This window comes from Roseibium sp. (assembly GCF_965276855.1).
In the GTDB taxonomy this organism is placed as follows: Bacteria; Pseudomonadota; Alphaproteobacteria; order Rhizobiales; family Stappiaceae; genus Roseibium.
Window position 1 is genome coordinate 2044073 of sequence record NZ_OZ255700.1, and the last position, 18388, is coordinate 2062460.

14 protein-coding genes and 1 tRNA gene are annotated in these 18388 nt (G+C 54.6%); 6 read left to right on the top strand and 9 right to left on the bottom strand.

All coding sequences use genetic code 11. The annotated features are described in order from the left end of the window. The first annotated feature begins 50 nt into the window (after positions 1-50). From ACQY4Z_RS09345 to pheT, 4 genes are all read left to right on the top strand, one after another. Entirely contained in the window at positions 51-986 is a 936-nt protein-coding gene (locus tag ACQY4Z_RS09345; RefSeq protein ID WP_428528660.1) for a LysR substrate-binding domain-containing protein, read from the top strand. Positions 987-1314: 328 nt separating this feature from the next. Next, positions 1315-2397, top strand: a complete 1083-nt coding sequence (gene pheS, locus ACQY4Z_RS09350; RefSeq protein ID WP_428528662.1) for a phenylalanine--tRNA ligase subunit alpha — start codon at positions 1315-1317, stop codon at positions 2395-2397. 27 nt (positions 2398-2424) lie between these two features. Continuing rightward, positions 2425-3090, top strand: a complete 666-nt coding sequence (locus ACQY4Z_RS09355) for a phenylalanyl-tRNA synthetase subunit alpha (RefSeq protein WP_428528664.1) — start codon at positions 2425-2427, stop codon at positions 3088-3090. 56 nt (positions 3091-3146) lie between these two features. After that, the gene (gene pheT / locus ACQY4Z_RS09360; protein WP_428528666.1) at positions 3147-5564 is read left to right on the top strand and encodes a phenylalanine--tRNA ligase subunit beta; all 2418 of its coding nucleotides are present in this window, start codon (positions 3147-3149) and stop codon (positions 5562-5564) included. 59 nt (positions 5565-5623) lie between these two features. Here pheT and ACQY4Z_RS09365 read toward each other — a convergent pair whose 3' ends face one another. Next, positions 5624-5962, bottom strand: coding sequence for a hypothetical protein (locus tag ACQY4Z_RS09365; protein ID WP_428528668.1), 339 nt, complete (start codon positions 5960-5962; stop codon positions 5624-5626). A 195-nt stretch (positions 5963-6157) separates the two neighbouring features. On the opposite strand from ACQY4Z_RS09365, the gene ACQY4Z_RS09370 reads away from it, so the two are divergent. Next, positions 6158-6814, top strand: a complete 657-nt coding sequence (locus ACQY4Z_RS09370) for a nucleotidyltransferase family protein (RefSeq protein WP_428528670.1) — start codon at positions 6158-6160, stop codon at positions 6812-6814. 8 nt (positions 6815-6822) lie between these two features. Here the strand turns inward: ACQY4Z_RS09370 and pabB are convergent, their stop codons facing one another. The 5 genes from pabB to ACQY4Z_RS09395 form a co-directional block, all read right to left on the bottom strand. Continuing rightward, positions 6823-8682, bottom strand: coding sequence for an aminodeoxychorismate synthase component I (gene pabB, locus ACQY4Z_RS09375; RefSeq protein ID WP_428528672.1), 1860 nt, complete (start codon positions 8680-8682; stop codon positions 6823-6825). A gap of 228 nt (positions 8683-8910) precedes the next feature. Beyond that, on the bottom strand, positions 8911-10401 hold the full coding sequence (locus ACQY4Z_RS09380) for a methyl-accepting chemotaxis protein (protein WP_428528674.1): 1491 nt from the start codon (positions 10399-10401) through the stop codon (positions 8911-8913). Next, positions 10401-10721: a hypothetical protein gene (locus ACQY4Z_RS09385; RefSeq protein ID WP_428528676.1), complete on the bottom strand. Its 321-nt coding sequence runs from the start codon at positions 10719-10721 to the stop codon at positions 10401-10403. Before ACQY4Z_RS09385 ends, ACQY4Z_RS09380 begins: the two co-directional genes overlap by 1 nt. A gap of 244 nt (positions 10722-10965) precedes the next feature. Next, positions 10966-11631, bottom strand: a complete 666-nt coding sequence (gene msrA / locus ACQY4Z_RS09390) for a peptide-methionine (S)-S-oxide reductase MsrA (RefSeq protein ID WP_428528678.1) — start codon at positions 11629-11631, stop codon at positions 10966-10968. Between the two features lie 145 nt (positions 11632-11776). Further along, positions 11777-12103, bottom strand: coding sequence for a hypothetical protein (locus ACQY4Z_RS09395; RefSeq protein ID WP_428528680.1), 327 nt, complete (start codon positions 12101-12103; stop codon positions 11777-11779). 489 nt (positions 12104-12592) lie between these two features. Here ACQY4Z_RS09395 and ACQY4Z_RS09400 point away from each other — a divergent pair. Next, positions 12593-12682: transfer RNA gene (locus ACQY4Z_RS09400), tRNA-Ser, on the top strand. Between the two features lie 66 nt (positions 12683-12748). Here the strand turns inward: ACQY4Z_RS09400 and ACQY4Z_RS09405 are convergent. From ACQY4Z_RS09405 to ACQY4Z_RS09415, 3 genes are all read right to left on the bottom strand, one after another. Beyond that, positions 12749-14110 carry a polysaccharide biosynthesis C-terminal domain-containing protein gene (locus ACQY4Z_RS09405; protein ID WP_428528682.1) on the bottom strand — a complete coding sequence of 454 codons (1362 nt, stop codon included), beginning with the start codon at positions 14108-14110 and terminating at the stop codon, positions 12749-12751. A gap of 5 nt (positions 14111-14115) precedes the next feature. Further along, on the bottom strand, positions 14116-15345 hold the full coding sequence (locus ACQY4Z_RS09410; RefSeq protein WP_428528684.1) for a GNAT family N-acetyltransferase: 1230 nt from the start codon (positions 15343-15345) through the stop codon (positions 14116-14118). Between the two features lie 484 nt (positions 15346-15829). Next, positions 15830-18247, bottom strand: a complete 2418-nt coding sequence (locus tag ACQY4Z_RS09415; protein ID WP_428528686.1) for a hypothetical protein — start codon at positions 18245-18247, stop codon at positions 15830-15832. Positions 18248-18388: the final 141 nt, after the last annotated feature.

Below are 18388 nucleotides of genomic sequence, written 5' to 3' on the forward strand. Positions count from 1 at the left end.
TTCCCATTTAAAAATTGACTTATTCTGATTTTCAGTTTAGATTTTCTAATATGAAAACACTCAATCAGGTGCATTTGTCAGGCCTACGCGCTGTGGAAGCGGCCGGGCGCCTGGGCTCTGTCAAAGCGGCAGCAGACCTGCTGGGCGTGACCGTCGGAGCGGTCAGCCAGCAGATCCAGAAAACAGAAGCCCAGTTGGGCGTTCAGCTGTTTGAGCGGAAGAACAGACTGCTCGTTCCCACCCCGCATCTTCAGGCAATGCAGCCCCATCTGACGTCCGGCATGTCCTCCCTCTCAACGGCCGTTGCGATTACCCAGCGCGGGCGCGAGGATTCATTGACGATTTCTGTCGCGCCGGTTTTCGCCGGTAAGTGGCTCGTCTGGCATCTGAAACACTTCAACAAAATGCACCCGGGCATTCGGGTCCGCGTGGAAGCAACCGTCGATCTCGTGGACCCGAACACAAGTGATGTCGATCTTTGCATCCGCGTGGGCAACGGCCCCTACCCGGGCGTGAATGCGGAAAAACTACTCAATCAACGGGTCTTCCCGGTCTGCAGCCCTGCGCTGGCGGAACAGATCAAACGCCCTGAAGACATTGGCAAGCTGCCCATTATTCGCGACCCCGGCCAGATGTTTACCTGGAAGACCTGGTTGGACCTCTTTGACCTTGACGAAAGCATACTGCAGGATGGCCCCAGTTTTTCCGACGGCTCTTTATGCATGGACGCTGCAATCGCGGGCCAAGGGGTTTTCCTCGCATGGGAAACATTAGCCGTTTACGCCGTCAATTCCGGGCAGGTGATCGCACCGTTTCCTGAACGGCCAGCCACGGGTCTCGGCTATTGGCTGATCAGCGGCAAGAATGTGCCTCGGACACGAGCAAAGGATGCATTCGGCTCCTGGCTTACGAGCGAATTGCAGCGATCGATTGGCCGCCCCAAGGGAAGCGATGTGGCCCCGGCGCAACGCCAGGACCCCGACTGATCCCCCGCTTACGTTTCTTCTTGTTTTGATCAAGCATCCGCTTATGCTGATCGCATGATTTATCTGGTCCACACAGACGCATCTGCTTGGCATTTATGCGCTCCGATTGCCGACGCATCGGGGAGGCGGCGGTTTGCCGAGTGCCAGGGTCCCGCTTGCGGGCGATTTACGCGCTGACGCGCCAGATTTCTCCAGCGCGAACGTCATCCTTGGGGCTCCCGCAATAATGCGTTTGAAGCCGTGGCATTGTGCGCCATTATTCGCTAAAAGACCCCGACTTTCTGTTTCGAAGACACCGCGCACCGCGCGCGAACCGACCTGAGCACGCATGTCCAATCTCGATACTCTAGAATCTGAACTCCTCGCAGCCATTGAAAACGCCGGCTCCGAATCCGCCCTGGAAGAAGTGCGGGTCGCCGCGCTTGGCAAGAAGGGCAGCATCTCTGAGCAAATGAAGACGCTCGGTAAGATGACGCCGGAAGAACGCCAGGTGATGGGCCCGGCGCTGAATGGCCTCAAGGCGAAAATCACTGATGCCGTCGCAACCCGCAAAGACGTCCTTGCGGAAGCCGCGCTGGAAGCCCGGCTGGCAAGCGAGACAGTCGATGTCACATTGCCGATGCGGCCGTCCCCGACCGACACCGGACGCATTCACCCGGTTAGCCAGGTCATCGACGAACTGACCGCAATTTTCGCCGATATGGGCTTTTCGATTGCGGAAGGTCCGGACATTGAGACGGATGAACTCAATTTCACGGCTCTCAATTTTCCGGAAGGCCACCCTGCAAGGGAAATGCACGATACCTTCTTCTTCAATGAAAAGGACGACGGTGAGCGCCTGCTTTTGAGAACCCACACATCGCCGGTTCAGATCCGCACCATGCGCACCGAGGAACCGCCGATCCGTGTGATCATTCCCGGCCGGACCTACCGCTGTGACAGCGATCAAACGCATACGCCAATGTTCCACCAGGTCGAAGGCCTCGTGATCGACAAGGAAAGCCACCTCGGTCACCTGAAGTGGATTCTGGAAGAATTCTGCAAGGCGTTTTTCGAAGTCGACGACATCAAAATGCGCTTGCGCCCGAGTTTCTTCCCGTTCACCGAACCGTCCATGGAAATCGACATCCAGTGCGACCGGTCCGGCGGCGAAGTCAAAATCGGCCAGGGCGATGATTGGCTAGAAATCCTCGGCTGCGGCATGGTGCATCCGAACGTGATCCGCAACTGCGGACTGGACCCAGACGTTTACCAGGGTTTTGCCTGGGGCATGGGAATCGACCGGATCGCCATGCTGAAATACGGTATGCCCGATCTGCGCGCCTTCTTCGACGCAGATGTCCGCTGGATCCAGCACTACGGTTTCCGGCCACTCGACTTGCCGACCTTGTTCGGCGGGCTGTCCAGCTAAATTGGGATCTTTAAAGGGGCATTCTTCATGTCAGTCCTGACCCGTCTTTGTGTCGCAACTGTTTTGATTGTCGCAAGCCTTCTGCCGGCGGCCGCACAGACAGAAAGCCAAACGTCTGATCGTGACGCGCGCGTCGCTGCACCCACGTCGTTCCTGGAGGCCTGTGCCGAGAAGATCGAAGAACGTGGCCGACTTCGTTTCTGTGACACCTATTTTCGCGACAAGCTCGGAACTGAAGCTGACGCGCTGCTGTACCTCAGAGACCGGATCACACGTCTGCGGGCTTCTCACGAAACCAGTTCTGCCGATAAGTACGAGAGCTTTCTGCAAGCGATCTATATCGTGGCGTTCCTGACGATCGCCTCGATCGTGCTGATTGCGAGTGAACGCCGTATTGGCGGCACTGCAAAGTGGGCAAGCCTGACCAGCACAGCCGCTTTGCTTGTGATGGTGATCATCGTTGCCATGGGCTGGCTCGGTAAGTATCGGGCCGAATACGCTGCGCAAGTCGAGCTTGGCATTTTGCGTGACCGGATCGAAACGGAAGCAGCCCAATCGATCGCAACTGGTCAGCAAATCACACCGGCAATGGTAACCGACTGGACACGCGACCTGTCCGCAATCGGGCGCCGGTTTGCGGAGAACTACGGCGAAGCAACGGTTATCCCGGAAGTGGACCGCTTTAGCCAGTAAGCGCTTCTTGAACAAAATTCGCGGCCTGCGCCGCATGATTGATAAAGAGACTTGTTATGAAATTCACTCTGTCCTGGCTCAAGGACTATCTGGACACGGATGCCAGCCTTGAGGACATCTTGGACCGCTTGAACATGATCGGCCTGGAGGTGGAAGAGGTTACGAACCGCGCCGACCGCCTCAAGCCTTTCAAGATCGCGAAAGTCCTGGAAGCCGAACAACATCCGAACGCAGACCGTCTGCGCGTCTTGAAGGTCGATACCGGGGACGGCGACCCGGTTCAGGTTGTCTGCGGTGCGCCCAACGCCCGTGCAGGCCTCGTCGGTGTTCTTGGAAAACCTGGCGACTATGTACCCGGCCTGGATGTTACGCTATCCGTCGGCAAGATCCGCGATGTGGAAAGCTTCGGGATGATGTGCTCGGAGCGCGAGTTGGAGCTGTCCGACGAACATGACGGCATCATCGATTTGCCAGACGATGCCCCTGTTGGTGTGAACTATGCCGAATGGGCAGGCCTGGACGAACCTGTGATCGAGATCGGCCTGACGCCGAACCGTCCGGATTGTACCGGCGTTTATGGCATAGCGCGCGATCTGGCGGCAGCTGGGCTCGGAAAACTAAAAGAACGGTCTCACGAGCAGATCCGCGGCGCTTACCCCTGCCCCGTCGACGTGACATTCGACTTCGGCGACACCAAGCCAATGTGCAAGGCTTTCGGTCTGCGGATGGTCAAAGGCGTCAAGAACGGCCCGTCACCACAGTGGCTTCAGGACCGCCTGGTGGCGATCGGCTTGCGGCCGATCAACATCTTGGTCGACATCACCAACTACATCACCTTCGACCAGGGTCGCCCGCTTCACGTTTTCGATGCGGACAAAGTGCACGGCAACCTTGTTGTGCGCCGGGGCAAAACTGGCGAAAAGATCGACGGCCTCAATGCAAAATCCTATGAAGTCGACGGCACAGTTTGCGTGATTGCGGATGACAATGGCGTGGAAAGCCTTGGGGGCATCCTGGGCGGCGAACCTTCCGGCTGTACTGAGGAAACTGTCAATGTACTGATCGAGTCTGCGCTTTGGGACGAGGATGATATTGCGGCCACCGGCCGGAAACTGGGCGTCAATACAGATGCCCGCTACCGCTTTGAGCGCGGTGTCGATCCGGACTACATGATGCCTGGTCTCGAGTACGCGACCCGCATGGTGCTGGACCTGTGCGGAGGTGAGCCGTCCGAAGCCATTCGCACCGGTGACATCCCAGACAGCACCAACATCATCGACTTCCCATATTCCGAAATCAAACGGCTGTCTGGTATCGACCTCACACCAGCTGAGGCAAATGTCACCTTGAAAGCCCTTGGTTTCTGGATTTCCGGATCCGGAGACACGGTCAAAGTGGCCGCACCGAGCTGGCGCCCGGATATTGAAGGCAAGGCCGATCTGGTTGAAGAAGTGACCCGGATCGTCGGCCTGGATCGTGTCCCGTCAACGCCTCTGCCACGCCTGGGCACTGTCGCCAAGACCGTGCTGACACCAAGTCAGATCCGCCGCAACAAGGCGCGCCGTGCCTTGGCCGCACGCGGGTTCAATGAATCCGTTACATGGTCCTTCATTCCGAAAGACCATGCCGTTCTGTTCGGTGGCGGCAACGAAACGCTCGCTTTGGCCAATCCGATCTCACCCGAGATGTCAGACATGCGTCCGAGCCTGCTGCCTGGCCTTTTCATGGCAGCGCAGCGCAATGCCGATCGCGGCTATGGTGATGTTGCCCTCTTCGAAATCGGCCAGGTCTTCGAATCCGATGCCCCAGAGGGACAGAAGATCGTGGCTGCTGGCGTGCGCCGTGGAACCGCAAAGATGTCTGGAAGCGGACGCCATTGGTCTGGCACATCAGCCGCAGTTGATGTCTTTGATGCCAAAGCGGACGCGGAAGCGGCGCTGGCTGCAATTGGCGCGCCAGTCGACAAACTCCAGGTATTCACCGATGCTCCGGATACATTTCACCCTGGCCGCTCCGGGTGTTTGAAGCTTGGTCCAAAGAACACGCTTGCCGTGTTCGGTGAAGTCCATCCGCGCATTTTGCAGAAGATGGACATCGAAGGGCCGCTCGTTGCTTTCGAAATCCATCTTGATGCTTTGCCGCAGCCAAAAGCCAAGGCAGGCCGCTCCAAGGGGTCCCTGAATGCTTCCGATTTGATGCCGGTTCGCCGCGATTTTGCGTTCCTCGTAGATAGCGCGGTCACCGCCGACAAGATCCTCAAGGCTGCCCGCGGGGCCGACAAGAGCCTCATCGAAGACATTACACTCTTCGATATCTACGAAGGGGCCGGTGTTCCAGAAGGGCAAAAGTCTGTTGCGATCGACGTTGTTCTCCAACCCCGCAAAAAGACGCTGACGGATGAAGAAATCGACGCGGTTGCCAAGAAGGTGATCGCCAACGTCGAGAAAGCCACCGGCGGCACGCTGCGCGGCTAACAATTATCGCGCTGCCGCACGTAGGTTGTAGCGGCAGCGCAAATTGTTTGGCTCCAGTCTTACGGAACAGAGAATGGTGTAATGCTTTCGCAGCGTTTCACCGCGCACTTCTTTTTGTCCTTCGTAGGAATGAAGTCGGTTTTCGCATACTCGTTGACCTGACAAGACCCACGATCATTGACGTAACGGTCAAATGTGTTCGGACCGGTGTTCATCAGCACAGCGCCGCGCTGAGCAATCAAAGATTGCGCTTGCGCGCAAGTCAATGATGTAGAATTCGTGCGCCGGCTCTGTGCATCTGCCGGAAGGGTCAGGATTGCTGTTGCGACCAACGCTGTTACTGCGGGAACGGCCCCGGACCAAAACCGCTTAGATTTACTTCTGAATTGCCGTGCCATAGGCGCCTCCTCAAAATCAAGATGAAACAACATTGGCGCCGTGGCCAATCAGATCAAGTTGAAACACCGCGTCAATTTTAACCGCTCTGCCACTGCGTAAAAGCAGGTTTGGTAGCTGGCGCGCACAAGCCTGCGTGAAGACAGGCAGGCGAGAATCGCCTAACGATGGATGCCTTTCTCGCGTAAGGACATCGCATGCTCCCTTCCGAAACGTGCACAAGAGACTTTTGTCTTCTTGCGGATATTGCCGAAACAACGGAGCTCGAGCGCGTCGAAGCGTTGGCCGATATTCTTCAGGAAATACCGCGTGTTATGGATATTCTCCGATGCATCAGGGACCTCCAGATTCGCGATGGCTGGCTTGTATCGGGCGGCATTTACCAGACCATCTGGAACGTCATCACAGACCGTCCTTTAGATCACGGAATTAAGGACTATGACGTCATCTATTTCGATGCACGCGACCTTTCTTACGAAGGTGAGGATGCGGTGATCCAACAGGTGCAGTCCGCACTTCCGGACCTTGGAGAACTCGTAGAAGTCCGCAATCAGGCCCGTGTCCATCTCTGGTATGAACAGAGATTCGGAAGGCCCTACAGGCCGCTCGACTGTGCGATGGATTCGCTTACGACTTACGCTGCTCGTACCCATGCCGTTGCTGCGCAACTCGGCAAAGACGGTCAGATTTGCATTCGCGCCCCATTTGGACTTGCTAACATTTTCGCGATGCGGCTGGTCCCAAACTACAGCCAACCCAATCCGGAAACCTACGCGGAGAAGGCGGCACGAATGAAGGCGCTATGGCCTGAGCTCGACGTTATCCCGTGGGATGTATCAGCAGCATCAGGCTGACAGCAGAATTATCCCAAGCGCCGCGTCTCTTGCACCGGAATGCCCTCAAGTGCCGGCGATGACGGTTCGATTTTCTCGGCTGCAATCATGCGAGCTCTGACCAAACCGCGGACAGAGTTTCCGACAAACACCGCCTCGGCTCTTTCCAAATCTTCCGGAGTCAGATCGGCCTCAACGGCATAACCGGCCTCCAGCACCCCCTCACGAAAGGTTCCTGGTAATACGCCGTGTTCCAGCGCCGGTGTCAGCAGCTTGCCGTCGACCTTGAGGAACAGTGTTGTATAGGACCCTTCCGTGAGATAGCCGCCTTCATTCAAGAAAATAACTTCCTGGCACCCTGTTTCGGCTTGATACCGGGTGCGGGTCTCGTCGTAGAAGGACCGGTTGGTCGTCTTGTGATAGAGGAACCGATCACTGGAGCGCGTGGTTTCTGTTGCGAGCACCAAATTAAAAACAGATCCGCGGTCCGCCGGCGGCAACTCCGTTGTAGAGATGGAAATGCCGCCTGAACGGCTCAACAACAGCCGGACACGCTGCGGGCCGCGATAGATTTCGCCGGCGGTCTCCAGACGATCGAGAACGGTTTGCAGGTCAAACTGAAACCCAAAGTATTCTGAGGACTTTTGCAGCCGCTGCATATGACGCTCAAGCAGCAGGTACCCAACGTCTGGATCATACGCCATGGTCTCGATGAGATCGAACTCGGGCAGATCTTCCGTCATGAATTTCAATTTCAAAGCACATTCGTCGTATTCGTGCTGAGCCTTGGAATCAAACACAACGCCGGATCCGGTCCCAATTTCTCCCGTTCCATCTTGCCGCAGAACCAGTGTGCGGATCGCCACGTTCAAGCAGAAATCACCAGTTGGTGCGAGAAATCCGATCGAACCGGTGTAAACCCCGCGCGGTGCCGTTTCCAGGTTATGAGCGATCTGCATGGCGCTTAGTTTGGGTGCGCCTGTGATGGAACCACACGGAAACAGATGCCGGACGATATCGGAAAATCCGGTTGTCGCCGGAACCTGAGCCTCGATGGTCGACGTCATCTGCTGGACGCTCTGATACCGCTCAACATCGCATAGTTTCGTGACCTTGACGGATCCTGTTTCTGCAATTCTGGAAAGATCATTGCGCATCAGGTCAACGATCATGATGTTCTCAGATCGCTGCTTGGGATCCTGAGCAAGGTCTCGTGCAATGCGGGCATCTTCAGATGCGAACCTGCCGCGCGGCTCTGTGCCTTTCATGGGCCGTGTCCGCAGCGTGGTCCCTGTGCGCTCCAAGAAGAGCTCCGGAGACAATGACAATACGGTCTGGTCTTCCAGCTTCAAATAAGCTGCAAACTCCACCGGCTGGCGTTTCAAAAGGTCCTGGAACAAGAGCGCCGGGGCGCCTTGATGGTCGAATTTGGCCCGAAGCGTCAGATTGACCTGATAGATATCGCCTTTTGAAAGGTGATCCTGGACCTGTGCAAACGCACGTTCGTAGTCTTCGATCGCCATATCGAAAGATGGCTTGTTGAAGCTTCGCGGAGCATCCGCGGTGTCCGCGTTCAGGACGTCAAAAGCCTCATCGAGAGTGAGATCCTGGCGCTCTTCATACAGGCCAAACCATAGAAGCGGCTCGCCGGTTTCTTCAAAGCGCTTTTTTAGTTTTTCCTCAAAGGCAAACCCGAGTTCATACGCCAGATAACCAGCACAATGGTATCCGTCCTTTTGCGCACGCTCCATCTGCCTTAGACAGCCGTCGACCTCTTCCAAACGCGCGCAGCTCACCACGTCGACCGGCGCTTCGAACAGGGTCGCCGTCCGGCGCTTCAAAACGTCGAGCAGCAAGACTGATCCGGTTTTCATAGTGCGCGTTGACATCTGCTGACGCCGAGGTTCGAGAGGGTGGTTTATGCCGTCAATTAGACCGAACTGAGCGAAGGCTAACGGTCCATAAGAGGCGGCACATTGCACTCATGCGTCATGTGGTCAAGTCTTTCGTCCCGGAAATACGAAAATGACCGGCAAAACTCTTTGCCGGCCATCTAATTGTTTCACTCGCAACTGGATATAAGCCGCTGCAGTCAGACCAAATTAGTCCGTTGCGGTTTAGGCCGCGGCAACGTCCTTCAAGAAGGTATCAATCGCGCGCTTCACATCATCAGCTTCTTCGTTGAGCATCTGGGTTGCATCAACCATCAAGCGCGCCGAAGCGCCCGTACGTTCTGCCGATTCTCGAACATCGCCAATGTTGGTCGCCACCCGGCCGGTGCCGTCTGCAGCTTCCGCAACATTGCGCGAAATCTCTTGTGTAGCGCCACCTTGCTGCTCAACCGCGGCCGCGATGGCCGCAGTGTAGCTGTTAACCTCATCCATTGTGGACGCGATGGCCCCGATGGATTCAACGGCACCTTTGGTTTCCTCCTGGATGGCGGAAATCTGGGCGCCGATTTCTTCCGTTGCTTTGGACGTCTGAGTTGCCAGTTCCTTGACTTCAGCCGCAACAACAGCAAAGCCCTTGCCCGCCTCGCCAGCACGTGCGGCCTCGATCGTAGCATTGAGCGCCAGCAAGTTTGTTTGCTCAGCGATCGCCTGAATGAGGGTCACAACCTCGCCAATCCGGTTCGCAGCTTCCGCGAGCCCGGCAACTTTCTGGTTGCTGGTCTGTGCGTTTTCCGTCGCCTTCATTACGATACCGGTTGTTTGTTCAACCTGACGCGAAATTTCGCTGATCGAACTGCTCAACTCTTCCGCCGCCGAAGCCACCGTCTGAACATTGGACGAAGCCGTCTCGGAGGCATCAGAAACAGAGGTGGCGCGAACTGTTGTGTCTTCCGAAATCTGACCAAGCTCCTGCGCTGAACCGCGCATTTCTTCCACTTTAGCAGTTACACCGTTCAGTTTGGCAGCAATCTCGGACTGGAACTGCCCGATACGCTCGGTTACTGCGACCTGCTTGGCACGCTCAACTTCGGCGCGTTGCTCGTCCTGCGTTTGCAGAGATAGGGTTTCGGCTTGCGCGGCTTCGGCTTCCTCGCGAGCTTCATCCGATGCTGCGAATGCCTTTGCGATGAAATCTGTGATCCACCAAAGCGCAGCCACCTCGGCAACAACGATAATGGCATGGAAGACCACCCGGCCGAAATCAGCCCCCGCCGGAAACACCGCCCAAGGCAGTGCAAAGTTCAGACCCAGGTGGTGCACGGCGACTACGCCTGCGTAGGCCACTAGAGCGCGCCAATCGACCCAACCCGTCAACACCGCCAGAACGGCAAAGAAATACATGTGCCCGTCAAGTTGGTAGGAGGCTTCGACGTTTGGTGTGTGAAGTGCTGCTACGAACAGAGCCACGAGGCCTGCGAGCGACATGGCGGTTGCCAATCGTGTTTCTACGCCGATACCAAACTTGATCCATGTGGCTGTTGCCGCAACGCCCAGCAGAAGTGCACCGCCGCACATGGTCACAAAGGAGACACTTCCGACCGCCCAAGAGGTCCCCATGACCAGAAAGACGTTAAACCACGTGAAGTAGATCACGATCCGGGCGAACTTTTCCCGCAAAACATCCAGGCCAGAAGCGACCGCTACCATGTTATTCATTACAAGGTCTCCATGGGTGTGCCAGTTATTCGTGCACAGGCATAAGCAACAGCAGAGGACGCAACGAACCCGGCGCCCGATCGATAAAGGCGCTGAACAAAATCACTGTCTGCGCTTTGGCTCAAGACGAACCAGGTTGCAGTTGGCGCCGCCATGATTCGGCCTTCCGCTTTCGCGACAACCTCAAGGGCGGATGCGCCCCATGGCTTCGCAAAAACGACCACCGGACCGTTCCCAGATGGCACCGATGTCCCGAGAAGCACGATCAAACAGCTGCCCAGGAAATACAGAGCCACAAATCGCTTTGTGGAGTTGCTCAATTTCTCGCCAAATCACCAATACGTTTTGGCGTAATTATCCTTGCGGCAATTTAATAAAATCTGAAATTTCGGAACTTTGTTGGCAGGCTGAACAAACTGCGCAAATCAACCAATAATTGTATTCCGGTAATTGAAAACGGCCCGACAATTCTGTTAGGCCGTGTAACAATAAAATATCTTGGGACCAAGCGCCGAATTGCTCGACAATAGCCCCAGAATATCCGTCTTGATCAAGCTGTTTACACTAGTTGTAGGTGGAAAGACCAACCGGACACGCAACACCCGTCCCGCCGATACCGCAATATCCTCCGGGATTCTTCGCAAGATACTGTTGATGGTAGTCTTCGGCGAAATAGAACTCGTCGAGATTTTTGATTTCCGTCGTGATCGCGTTGTTGATGCCGCTTTCACGAAGCGCCTCCTGATACGCTGCCATGGACGCCTTTGCCTCTTCCAGCGCCGCCTCCGCCGGCACATAAACCGCCGAACGGTACTGGGTACCGGTATCATTTCCCTGCCTCATACCCTGGGTCGGGTCGTGATTTTCCCAGAAAACCTTCAAAAGATCCCCAAAGCTGATCTGAGCGGGATCGTATACAACCAGTACAGCTTCTGTATGTCCTGTCCGGCCTGTGCAGGTTTCATGGTAGGTAGGATTTGGCGTGATCCCGCCCGCATATCCGACCGCTGTCACATGAACACCGGGCAGCGTCCAAAACAAGCGTTCAGCACCCCAGAAGCACCCCATCCCGAAAAGAACGGTTTCCAACCCTTCCGGATAGGGGCCCACCATCGATTTCCCGTTCACAAAATGCGCCTCTCCCGGCACGATGGCCTCTTGGCGGCCTGGAAGCGCCTCCGCAGACGTCGGCAAAGAGAATTTTTTACTCAGCATTGTCATGAAAGACATTTTCAAGCTCCAGGTTCTGAACAGCATCATGTCGGCATCCTCGAGGAGGTGCAAATGACGACCGATTGACTGATTATGTGGACCTATTTTGTCGCTTGTCTATGGGGAGGCTTAACGCTGGACGCTGCCTACGCAGCTTGAAAGTTCAAGCATAGCGAAAACGCCGTTTTTGCCGCCGTCCCCCCAAAAGCAAAAACAGCACCCCGACACCTGCAAAGACGGCCCATGCCGGCCACGTCAATACTGTTTGAAGCATCGGATCCCAAACCGCTGGATGGACATACCGCTGAATCACTGCCTGAGACAGGTTTAGCGTTTCCGGAGACATTTCGAACCAAAGTTGTCCAAGCGGTTTGAGCATAACTTCCGATTCCGCAATCGAACGGCTGGCGTCCGCAATACCGACAAGGATCGCAATTGCAAGCAAACCAAAACCTGACACGCGTAATAAAAACTTCACAATACCAATCATTGCCGCACCGTTATGTGACTATTTCTGCTGTTTCCGTTCCACTTTTTTGGACTTAATCTTGCGCACTACGAGAGAGAAACCCGCTCAAAATGTGAACAAGCTCTAGATATTATCGTTAATTTCTTGATCAAGTATTGTCAGCTAACACTTTTGTGTATTCCGCTTCACCACTGACCGCGCGGCCCGCACTAATCTCTAATGAGCTCAAGTTAACGGGACACTCTCAGTGGGTATCGGTCAAATCACCTCGAAGACAAAATCCCGGACGCGTTAGATCAACGGCTTTTTACAGCGGGTATAACCCCGCTATTGTGTCTGAACTCAAATCATGAAACTGGCAGTTTTCGGCATAAATTCAAACATTTCACTGCGTTCAAACCGGCTTTCCCCAACCGCCGGCAAATTGGATAAAAAAAACTTCGTCAGGTGCTTGCCTTCATCCGCCGCATCAGTATATTGCGCCCACTCAAGCGGGACACTGCTTGCAACGGACAGGTGGCCGAGTGGCTGAAGGCGCACGCCTGGAACGCGTGTATACGGGCAACCGTATCGAGGGTTCGAATCCCTCTCTGTCCGCCATTCTCTCATGACAATTGCCGCGTTAAACCGTTTTTCCTTGGAGCCACGGTAACAACCAATGGCGCGTCAGATTTTGTTCAGGGTTCCGATGAAAGAGGACGTCCCTACGTACCGTCGCACGGCCAGCTCTATCATCACCGAATACGCAATCAGAGACAGGGTTGTTGCAAGCGCTGCCCCATGCATACCAAGCCATGGTATGAGACAGACATTGAGCGCAAGATTGAGCCCGGTAGATACGCCCTTCGCCCGAAACTCGGCGTACTCGTGACCCACCATCTTTAAAACGTCCTCTGCCCCTCCCGTGCTTGCACGGGCCAGGATCCCTGCCGCCAGGATAGGCAAAAGGGAATAGGCTGCCGGGAATTCCGGGCCGAAAAGCCAAAGAAGCGGCCATCCAATTGCGAGAATACCCAGGGTAATCGCCAGCGTCGGCCAAAATATCCATTGGACCGAATTGCGGATCAGCGCGTGCAAGGCTTCTGGATTGTCTGTCGCCTTGAAGGATGCCATTTTTTGAGCGACAGCGCTCAGAACCGCAAATTGAACAGCAGAGATCTGGGATGTGATCCGTGTTGCCGCGAAATATAGCGCGACCGCGAAACTGTCCAAAAACAGACCCAAGAGTATGATGTCACTAAAAGTCAGGCAAAGCTGGAAACCGCTGGCAAGCAACATCGGAAACGCCGTCTTCAACCACTGCTTTCTTGCGGTCTGAACCGGGTCCGCCGGGAGAACACTTCTTGCTCTTCGGAAAAAAAGTAATGTCTGGATCCCTGCCGACACCAGCAGAGCCATCAATACGCACAAAAGTGCCGTGGATGCCGTTGCTGACATTCCAGCAAACACAACACCAACCGCAAAGATCATGATCAGGGCCTGGCGCAGGACGTAAGGCGGGATGTGGCCAAGCCCCGTCCAGGAAAAAGACAAAGCATAACCTTCCATCAATTCCTGCAGAGCCATCAACGGCAGGCATAACAATGCCAGTACAAGCAACAACCGATAGCCTTCCGGCAGGGCTCCATGAAAAACGGCCATCCACCCAAGGCCGAGAGCAGACAGACTTGTGGCGACAATCAGGGTAAGAGCAAGGGCGTTCCAGATGTAACCCCACGCCAAGCCTGGCCGATCGGTGTCCCGGTATTCGGCAATAAACCGCATGGCTGCCTCACCGAGCCCGAAGCTGGTGACCAAACCACCGATCATGATCCAGACCCAGAAGTAGGAATAAAGACCATACTGCTGCGCACCAAGGATCTGAGCGAGCAATATCTGGCTTCCAAATCCAAGGGCTGCTGCCGCGATTTTCACTGCAAGCGCAATGAGCGCAGCTTTATGTAACTCAGCGCTTGTTCCGATCGCTCCAAACCGTTCTGAGAACCGCCGGATCAGTTGCAGTATTTTCTTCGCACTTTGGCCTGCCAACCGCTTTAGCCTTTTTGGCGCATGCGGTTCAAAAGAACCTCACAGTGGTCGCGCCCCCGTTTGACAGCATTCCTAAGGGACAAAACGCGTTCGATGCGTCTGGCCCCGCTCTCAACTTCGGCGGTAACATAGACGCCCTCAATTGTCTTGCGTTCGAGCCAGTACTTGTTGAGCAGATGGGATCCGTCAGTGCAGGAATCGAGTTCACGATGCCCGTCATATTCCAGAAGATGTTCAAGCAACCCGACGTAGGCAAGAATGCCCGGGCTGAAGGCTGAATAGGCTTCGTCAAAACCGGATCGCACCCCAAAAACATGCCCCTGCGATGTCAGGTTGAACAGACCGGCAATAATCTGTCCATTAAAACGCAAAACCGTCAACTGCGCAGCACTCGGCAGACCCTCTGGATTGAAGGCATTTAGGGCAAACTTTCTCGATTCCGGGCGGCTGTTGAACGCAGTCCTTCGTTTTCCCTTCCATCCCGATGCTTCCAGCCTCAGCAACTCGTCCAAGTCGTCGGAAAAGGTCTTCTCGCCTGGATAAACAGTTTCAAGACTGAGAGTCCCCCGGTCTGTGAGTTTCCGCTTTGCAGTCCTGATGTTGACTTGGCGTTTTTTGGACCAACGCTTGGCATAGGCCCTGTAGCTGGCAACAGGCCTTGCAATTGCCCGCTCATGGGTCTCATCGACAACATTGATCAGCTCCTGGCAGTGGCCCAGTGATTGCAAAGCCTGCCCGGAGTGGCTGTGCGGGCAGATTTGCGGACAATGTACGATGTCCGGAAACTTGGGATGATTGGAAACAAACTTCAAAAAGCTTGACCAGACCGCATCAACGTTCTCACCGGAAATGAGTGGCACACTGATCCCAGTAACGCAGTCGTTCCACAATTCGCAGATTGGCTGGATGTATCCGTGCCGCAATCCTTTGATGGCGACAGGAAAGAGGCCAACAAGAGTTCTGGGGAACTTGCCTTCCCAAACCAGAACAACGTGGCACTGAAGCCCGCGGACCAGATGTTCGGCACTCGCGAATAAAAAGGATGGGCAATAGTATGGGTTTGGATCCTTCGCCCTGTCACAAAGACGGAGCCAGTCGCTTAAAACATCCTCACATTTGGAGAGCTCACGCAGCTCAACCTCAAGGCTCTGTTGGCAACGTTCCCTAACAGGTACCGCATCTTCAGTTGATGCGTAGGCATCGATATTCCTATGCTGATGTACAAATCCGTTCATGCGATTTGTCATTGAGCGACCGAAGGCAGGTGCGCTCCCTCCATCCGTTTATTGAGACCACCTTCGGGAAAAGGTCTGGGCTCTTGTACCAGAGAGAGTCTTAAATCAGTACAAATGCCAATAAAGAATTGCAGGATTTCGCGCCGCCCGATTTTGCCTCCATCGGAGACCTAAACTGAAATGTGATGGCGTTTTTGAGGAACCGGGCCACCGGTCTTACGACAGAGCTCTTGACTTGCCTTTCGCATAAAACAAGCACTTCCTGCACGGCCGACACCATTGACACGAAGACTTCGCAGCGGCACGCCATAGCCGCGATCGGTTTGAATACGCATTTCAAAAGGACACCGCTTTCATGAACGCCATCGGTCTTGATTTCGGCACATCGAACACCGCGGCAATGACGGCCTCCATGCTTTGCAATGTAGAAAAAATGGAATTTGCCCGCCAGGTCATGGGTGCCTGACGGGCAACGATTTTCCGCCTAAGCAAACATCAATGAGTGCTCTGCGAAGTTGGCATAATCTGCTGCCGTCATACCGACACTTGCAATTATGTTGACGGTGTCAGCGGCGTCCAGGAGGTTGTTGATCCCAAGATCATCGATATAGCCGACGATTGCCGAGTTTTCGGCCGCATCAAAATACGTAATGAGGACCGCTGTGTCTGCGGTGAGTGCCCCACCATTGTTCACATTGACGGTCCCGGTCCCGATTGCGTCCGCGAAGCTTGCCGCACCGGTCTCGGTGAGGTTGATGACATGGTGTTCGCCCGGATCAGCTACAGGACCTGCATCGACGGCGACATTCAACACCGACACGACACCCCGATCGACCGTCGCCGAAATATCGGAATTTGCTCCAACACTGTTAATAGTCGAGAGACTTAATTCTCCGGCACTTGCATCCAAGTCTCCGATGGAGAACGACATCGCATCTCCGGAGCTGGCATTAATGCCGACAGAAAAGCCGTTGATCGTGTCTGCGTCAAAGGCAGGTGCGCCGTCTTGAACTTCCAAAACGCGAACAACATCTTCGCCACCGCCAAGGGTCATAGTGTCAGCACTGTCTGAGCCAATGAGGATCAATGACCCGTCGAGCTCCAACGTGCCGTCAAATACCAATTCTCCGGTCAACCCAGATGCGTCAATCGTTGTGGTCTGTCCCGCTGCTGTGGTCTCATCGATAATGTCAAGTTCCTGAGAACCACCTCCCAAAACGATGGTCTCAAAATTTCGGACAGCATCCAGATCCACTACGTTCACACCGAATGCTTCAAACAGTGTATCGACCATTACAAGAGTGTCATTCCCATCGCCGCCATCAATCAGACCGCCGTCAAAGGCGACATTAAAGGCATTCTCCGCGCCTAAGGTCAGCGAATCGTTCCCGGAAGACAGCAACACGCCTCCTTTGCCACCGTCGCCCAGACCGGAAAGATCAACATCGTATCTTGTGAAATCGATGTCCCCTTCAGCCGACAGCACGAGGGTTTTTGCATTTCCTGTGTCTTGGAAAAAGTTTTCGAAGATGTTGTTCCATTGGTCTGCGGTGCCGTAGACCCTAGTTTCTTCTGTTCCTATTCCATCGCACAATATACCGATACCCCGGATGCCGTCGAAAAGATCGACTGATGTCAAATTGGAATCGTCCTCATAAATGTCGAGGTATTCGATGCCGCTCACATTGGTGAAGACATAGTGTGTGTCGACATCAATATCAGCTTTGATAACCAGTGCATCTTTACTTCCAGCGCCGCCGATAATCGTCGCGGTTTCTGCTGCTTCAGAAATTACGGTAATTTCATCGTCTCCGCCGCCGGAGTCTACATAGGCATCGGACGTTTGAAGATCATGTACCAAATCATCACTCGCCCCAAGCGTCACGGATAGGTTGGAATGGTCTGAGAGAAAAATCTCGGAATAGTAACTTCCGTCCGTGTTCTGGACAAGAAAAGTCTGGCCATCGGCTTTCGTAAGAGCTTCCAAGGCACCGGATTCGCCCTGAACTTCTATGTTTTCACCGTTGTGTTTATCCTCGATGTCGACCTCACCGATCACATCCTCAAAGATAATGTTTTCAACGGAGGTCAAGCTCATATCAAGTTGGTCGGACACGTCAGTTGCGTCGTCCGTCCGGACATCGTCGATTATGAAAGTGTTGAAGCCGGTAATGATGAGTGTGTCCTCACCATCTCCGGCGTCGATAACACTCAGATCCGCGTTGTCGAATGTGCTGTAAATCGTGTCGTTCAAATCCGTTGCGGAGTTTGTTGCATTCACCGGCACGCCGCCGACCAACACTTCAGATGCTCCGGCTTCGAGAATGATCGTATTGCCGGTCGGGCTGCTGCCACCGCCTCCTCCGCCGCCACCGCCACTGCCGGTACTGCCACCAGTATCACCATCATCGGGATCGCCATCGCTCCCCAAAGGCGTGTCGAGTACTACGGACGACAGATCCGTCCCGCTTAAGGTTTGTGCGCCATCCCTGTTCTCAAATTGACCGTAAAGCACCCAATGCTGATAGGCCGTGAACGATCCGGCATCGACAGCCGCCTGTACGTCCGGATTGGCAGCAAGATACGTCGCTGAATCGAAGGCATCGTCGCCACCACCAATCTCGGGTTGGCCCAACAATGTATCAATTGTTTGGTTCGGGATGCGTCCCTCAGCCGCGCCGTAAGCCCAAAAATGGTCCAGCGGATTGACGTCAGCGGCGGCCACGTCCGGATTTTCCGACAGGTAGAACGATGTATCGAAATTTTCGTTTGGGTCACGCCCTTCTGACCATCCGAACAAGTTGTAGTGTTCTTCTGCGGACTGGAACAGGCCCGCATCGACTGCGGCAGCTACATCCGGATTGTTCGCAAGGTAGTACGCTTCGTTGAACGCGATAGACATTTTTTTCCTTTGTTATTCGACACGATTACCCCCTGCCGGGTTTCGCTTAGTCCCAATTTGAGCCGCATCGTCCCTATGCGGTTAGGGCTTTTATAACCTTAACAACCCATTAAACGGCTAAAAATTTCAGTTAACGCGAAA